The sequence below is a fragment of the Hydrogenivirga sp. 128-5-R1-1 genome (assembly GCF_000171895.1).
The window spans coordinates 1-4,574 of record NZ_ABHJ01000044.1 but is presented as its reverse complement, the minus strand read 5'-3'; the positions used below and the strand labels follow the sequence as shown (position 1 = coordinate 4,574).

Annotated in this window: 7 protein-coding genes; all 7 read left to right on the top strand. The window is 33.0% G+C overall.

The genetic code is table 11. The annotated features are described in order from the left end of the window. Nucleotides 1-388: single-stranded DNA-binding protein (gene ssb, locus HG1285_RS05850; RefSeq protein WP_008288285.1), on the top strand; the 388-nt coding region annotated here is incomplete at its 5' end. A 28-nt stretch (nt 389-416) separates the two neighbouring features. Then, nucleotides 417-656, top strand: coding sequence for a 30S ribosomal protein S18 (gene rpsR / locus HG1285_RS05855; RefSeq protein ID WP_008288284.1), 240 nt, complete (start codon nt 417-419; stop codon nt 654-656). A gap of 13 nt (nt 657-669) precedes the next feature. After that, nucleotides 670-1,122: a 50S ribosomal protein L9 gene (gene rplI, locus HG1285_RS05860; RefSeq protein WP_008288283.1), complete on the top strand. Its 453-nt coding sequence runs from the start codon at nt 670-672 to the stop codon at nt 1,120-1,122. 1 nt (nt 1,123) lies between these two features. Next, nucleotides 1,124-2,584: a replicative DNA helicase gene (gene dnaB / locus HG1285_RS05865; protein ID WP_008288282.1), complete on the top strand. Its 1,461-nt coding sequence runs from the start codon at nt 1,124-1,126 to the stop codon at nt 2,582-2,584. 2 nt (nt 2,585-2,586) lie between these two features. Further along, nucleotides 2,587-3,333 (top strand): ABC transporter permease, encoded by a 747-nt coding sequence (locus HG1285_RS05870; RefSeq protein WP_008288281.1) that lies wholly within the window; start codon nt 2,587-2,589, stop codon nt 3,331-3,333. 26 nt (nt 3,334-3,359) lie between these two features. Further along, entirely contained in the window at nt 3,360-3,650 is a 291-nt protein-coding gene (locus HG1285_RS05875) for a hypothetical protein (protein ID WP_008288280.1), read from the top strand. Then, nucleotides 3,650-4,574: ATP-dependent 6-phosphofructokinase (locus HG1285_RS05880; protein WP_008288279.1), on the top strand; the 925-nt coding region annotated here is incomplete at its 3' end. The genes HG1285_RS05875 and HG1285_RS05880, both read left to right, overlap by 1 nt.

The following is a 4,574-nucleotide window of genomic DNA, read 5'->3' as shown; positions in this document are numbered from 1 at the left end:
AGACCCAGAAATAAGATTTTTACCAAGTGGTTCACAGGTGACATCTTTTTCCATTGCTGTAAACAGAGCTTATAAAACAAAAGACAGCGATGAATGGAAAGAAGAAACTTATTTCTTTGATATTGAGACATTTGGTTTTTTAGCAGAAAGACTTGGCAGACAGCTCAGCAAAGGTACACAAATTCTTGTAGAAGGAAGCTTGAGGCAGGATAGATGGGAATCTCAAAGTGGTGATAAAAGGTCAAAAGTTAAAGTAGTTGCCGATAAAGTCAGCATTTTAAATGCTCCTTCTCAAACACAGGCTAAGCCATCTAATGAAAAAGAGGAAAGTCTGGATTTACCTGAAGATATAGAAGATATATCTTCAGATGAAGATGTTCCATTTTAAAATTAAAAACAAAGGAGGTATATAAAAATTGGCAAATAATCCAGCTCAAAAACCATTTTTCCAAAAAAGAAAAAAATACTGTAAATTCTGTGCAGAAGGTATAGAACCAGATTACAAGAATATTGATATATTAAAAGAATTTATTTCTGAAAGAGGAAAAATTGTTCCAAGCAGAATTTCAGGAACTTGTGGAAAACACCAGAGAAAATTAGCAGTTGCTATAAAAAGAGCCAGACAACTTGCATTATTACCGTATGTAATAGTTTAAGGAGGTAAAGTAGATGAAGGTAATACTTGTTAAAGACGTTGAAGGTTGGGGTACTTTAGGTGATGTAATAGATGTTAAACCTGGTTTTGCCAGAAACTATTTAATCCCTCAAGGTCTTGCATATCCAGCAACTGATAATTATATAAAACACGTTCAAGAAATATTAAGACAAAAATCAAGAAAATTAGAAAGAGAAAAAGAAAAAGCTCAAAAATTGGCAGAGCAGTTAGATGGACTTGAGATTGAAATAGAAAGACCAGTAGGTCCTACAGGAAAGATGTACGGTTCTGTTTCTTCTACTGACATTGTAAACACAATTAAAGAGAAAACAGATATTGAGCTTGATAAGAAAAAGGTTATGCTCAGAAACCCTATCAGAGATTTGGGAGCTTACAACATTACACTAAGACTTCATCCTGAAGTTTCAGCAAAAATAAAATTACATGTGATACCACAACAGCAGTAAAATGGAAACTTTTATAGATAGTCCTCTCCCTCATGATGATGAAGCGGAGAGGGCTGTTTTAGGTTCTATTCTTATAGACCCATCTGTAGTAGACACTGTTATCAATATTCTAAAACCTGATGATTTTTACAATATAAAAAACAAAGTTCTTTATGAAGGAATTATAGAATTAGTTCAAGAAGGTGTTGTTCCTGAACCTATCGTTTTAAGACATCATCTTGAAAAAAAAGGCAAATTAAAATTACTTGGAAATGAAAATTACATAACTTTTGTTATGTCAGATGCTGCACCACAAAATGTTTTAGAAAAAATAGCAAATCAGTTAAAAGAAAAATCTATTGCGAGAAATCTTATTCAAATTGCCAAAAATATCTTGATAAAATCAAAAGAAGTAAAAGATGTTAACGAGTTAATAGAAGAAGCAGAAAATCAAATTTTCAAACTATCTGAGGAAAAAAATATATCAGATTATTATCCACTTGGAGAAATATTAAAACAAACGTTAAAAATAATAAATGAACTTTCTAAAAAGGAAACTATTGTTACTGGACTTCCTTCTGGGTTTTACGAACTTGATAGATTAACAACAGGTTTTCATCCTGGAGATTTAATAATAGTTGCAGCAAGACCTGCAATGGGGAAAACATCTTTTGCACTTTCAATTTTACACAATGTTTCTATAGTTGAAAATAAACCATCTGCCTTTTTTTCTCTGGAAATGTCAAAAGAGCAAATTGCAATGAGGCTTTTATGTAATGAAACAAAAATACCTCTTAGAAAAGTAAGGTCTGGTTTTTTAACAAAAGAAGAGCTTGAAAAAATTACAGAGAAATCACTGGAAATGGCTTCTGCTCCTATTTATGTAGATGATACAGCATCTTTGTCAATTCTTGACTTACGTGCAAAAGCAAGGAAATTAAAAAGGGAAAAAGATATTCAGCTTGTTGTTGTAGATTATCTTCAACTTATGCGTTCTTCAAGAAGAGTGGAAAACCGTCAGCAGGAAGTTGCAGAGATATCACGGGGTTTAAAAGGACTTGCTAAAGACCTAAATATTCCAGTTATAGCCCTTGCACAGCTTTCAAGACAGGCAGAGTTAAGAAGTGATAAAAGACCTCAGCTTGCAGACCTGAGGGAAAGTGGCAGTATAGAACAAGATGCAGACATGGTTATGTTTATTCATCGTCCAGAATATTACAAGAAAAACCCTACCCCTGAAGAAGAAGGCATTGCAGAGATAATTATAGCAAAACAGAGAAATGGACCTACAGGCACAGTGAAACTTGCATTTATAAAAGAAATTACACGTTTTGAAAATCTGGCAAAGGATTATTTCCAGAGTTTAGATGAAGAACCATCTGGCAAAAAAGAGAAAAAAGAAGAAGAAAGTACCTTTACAGACCTTGTGGAAGAAGATTCAATTTTTGATACGTTAGAAGAAGAAGATATACCGGATATGTAAAAATGGGAATATTAACTGTCTTGTTGGAGCATATAGGAAGTATAACATTGCTGTTTTTAGAAACATTAAAGTTTGTTTTTATAAAACCTCCCAAAATAAAACATATTATTAAACAGATAGCTGTAATAGGTGCTGATGCTGCCCCTCTTATTATAATTACAGGGTTTTTTACAGGTGGTGTACTTGTTGTTGAGACATATCCCACATTCCACAAATTTAACGCAGAATTTTTAATAGGTGCTCTTGTTTCTTTGTCTTTATCAAGAGAGTTGTCTCCTGTTCTTGTAGCCCTTCTTGTTACAGCAAGGTCTGGCTCTGCAATGGCTGCAAATATAGGAACAATGAGAATTACAGAGCAGATAGATGCACTTGAAGTACTTGCTGTAAATCCTGTTAGATACTTGATAGCTCCAAGAATTATAGCATCTGTATTTGTAGTTCCATCTTTAACGATTTTGTCAATAGCTTCAGGTATAGCCGGCGGTTATTTTGTTGCTACAGAGCTTTATAGCGTAAATTCTTTTATGTTTATTGAGAAAATGAAAGATTTAACAGAATTTTACGACATTTTAGGAGGGATATATAAATCAATAGCTTTTGGAGTTCTTTTAACTATTGTTTCCTGCTATTTTGGATACGTAGCAAAAGGTGGTGCTGAAGGTGTTGGACGAGCAACAACCACAGCTGTTGTTACATCTTCTGTTTTGATATTAATAGTGGATTATTTCTTGACAGCTTTGATATACTAATACAAAACTTTAGGAGGTAAGGCAGAATGAAAAAAGTTTTAGCAGTAGCAACTTTAAGTTTATCACTTGCAGCTTCAAGTATGGCAATTACCAAGTCTCAAGCCGTAAAAGAAATTCAAAAATACATTGGCGGTTCAAACCATGTTTCAAAGGTAGTAGTATGTGAAACCAAAAAATACTTTGTTGGTGAAGCTATACTTGAAGGATATGAAAAACTTCCAAATACTATTAGAAAAGTATATGTAAATAAAAAAGATGGTACTATCCTGCCAACAATGTCAGAACATTCTGATTACTGCTATATGCTTAAAAAATAATGAATAAAAAAATTGCTGTATTAACAAGTGGGGGCGATGCCCCCGGATTAAATGCAGCTATCAGAGCTGTAGTAAGAGCTGGTAATTATTATGGATACGAAGTTATAGGTATTAAAAGAGGTTTTAAAGGCTTAATAGAAAAAGAGTTTGAGATTTTAGACGCAAGAAAGGTTTCAGGTTTTTTAAATATAGGTGGAACATTTTTACTCACAGCAAGGGAAAAAAGATTTTATTATAAAGAATACAGGAAAAAAGCAGTAGAAAATCTAAAAGAGAAAAATATTGAAGCTCTTTTTGTTATTGGGGGAAATGGAAGCTTTCAAGCAGCAAATCTATTAGTAAAAGAATTTAACTTTCCGGTTATTGGAATTCCAAAAACTATAGATAATGACACTTATGGAACAGATTATACAATAGGATTTGATACTGCAGTGAATACTGCTGTTGAAGCTGTAGAAAAAATAAAAGATACATCAATGTCCCATGAAAGAGTTTTTATTGTTGAAGTGATGGGAAGAAATAGTGGATTTATTGCACTATCTACAGGTATTGCAACCGGGGCTGATGTTATTTTAATTCCTGAATATCCATTTCCACTGCATGTTATAGTTGACACTATAGTTTCAGGGAGAAAAAGAGGGAAAAACTTTTTTATTATTGTTCTTGCAGAAGGAGTAGCAAAAGCTCAGGAACTTGCCCCTATTGTAGAAAAAGAGCTTTCCAAATACGGAAATTTTGGGGAAGTAAGGTATTCTGTTTTAGGATACATTCAACGAGGAGGTTCGCCTACAGCTTATGATAGAATAATTGCCTCAAAATTTGGTGTTTTTGCAGTTAAGCATTATATAGATGGAAATATAAATTTTATGGTTTCTTTAGAAAATGGTAAGATAATGGCTAAACCATTAAATATTTCATTTAATA

Coding starts and splice junctions, on each gene's coding strand:
- HG1285_RS05870 (WP_008288281.1), top strand. CDS start 2,587: ATGGGAATATTAACTGTCTTGTTGGAGCATATAGGAAGTATAACATTG.
- dnaB (WP_008288282.1), top strand. CDS start 1,124: ATGGAAACTTTTATAGATAGTCCTCTCCCTCATGATGATGAAGCGGAG.
- HG1285_RS05875 (WP_008288280.1), top strand. CDS start 3,360: ATGAAAAAAGTTTTAGCAGTAGCAACTTTAAGTTTATCACTTGCAGCT.
- rplI (WP_008288283.1), top strand. CDS start 670: ATGAAGGTAATACTTGTTAAAGACGTTGAAGGTTGGGGTACTTTAGGT.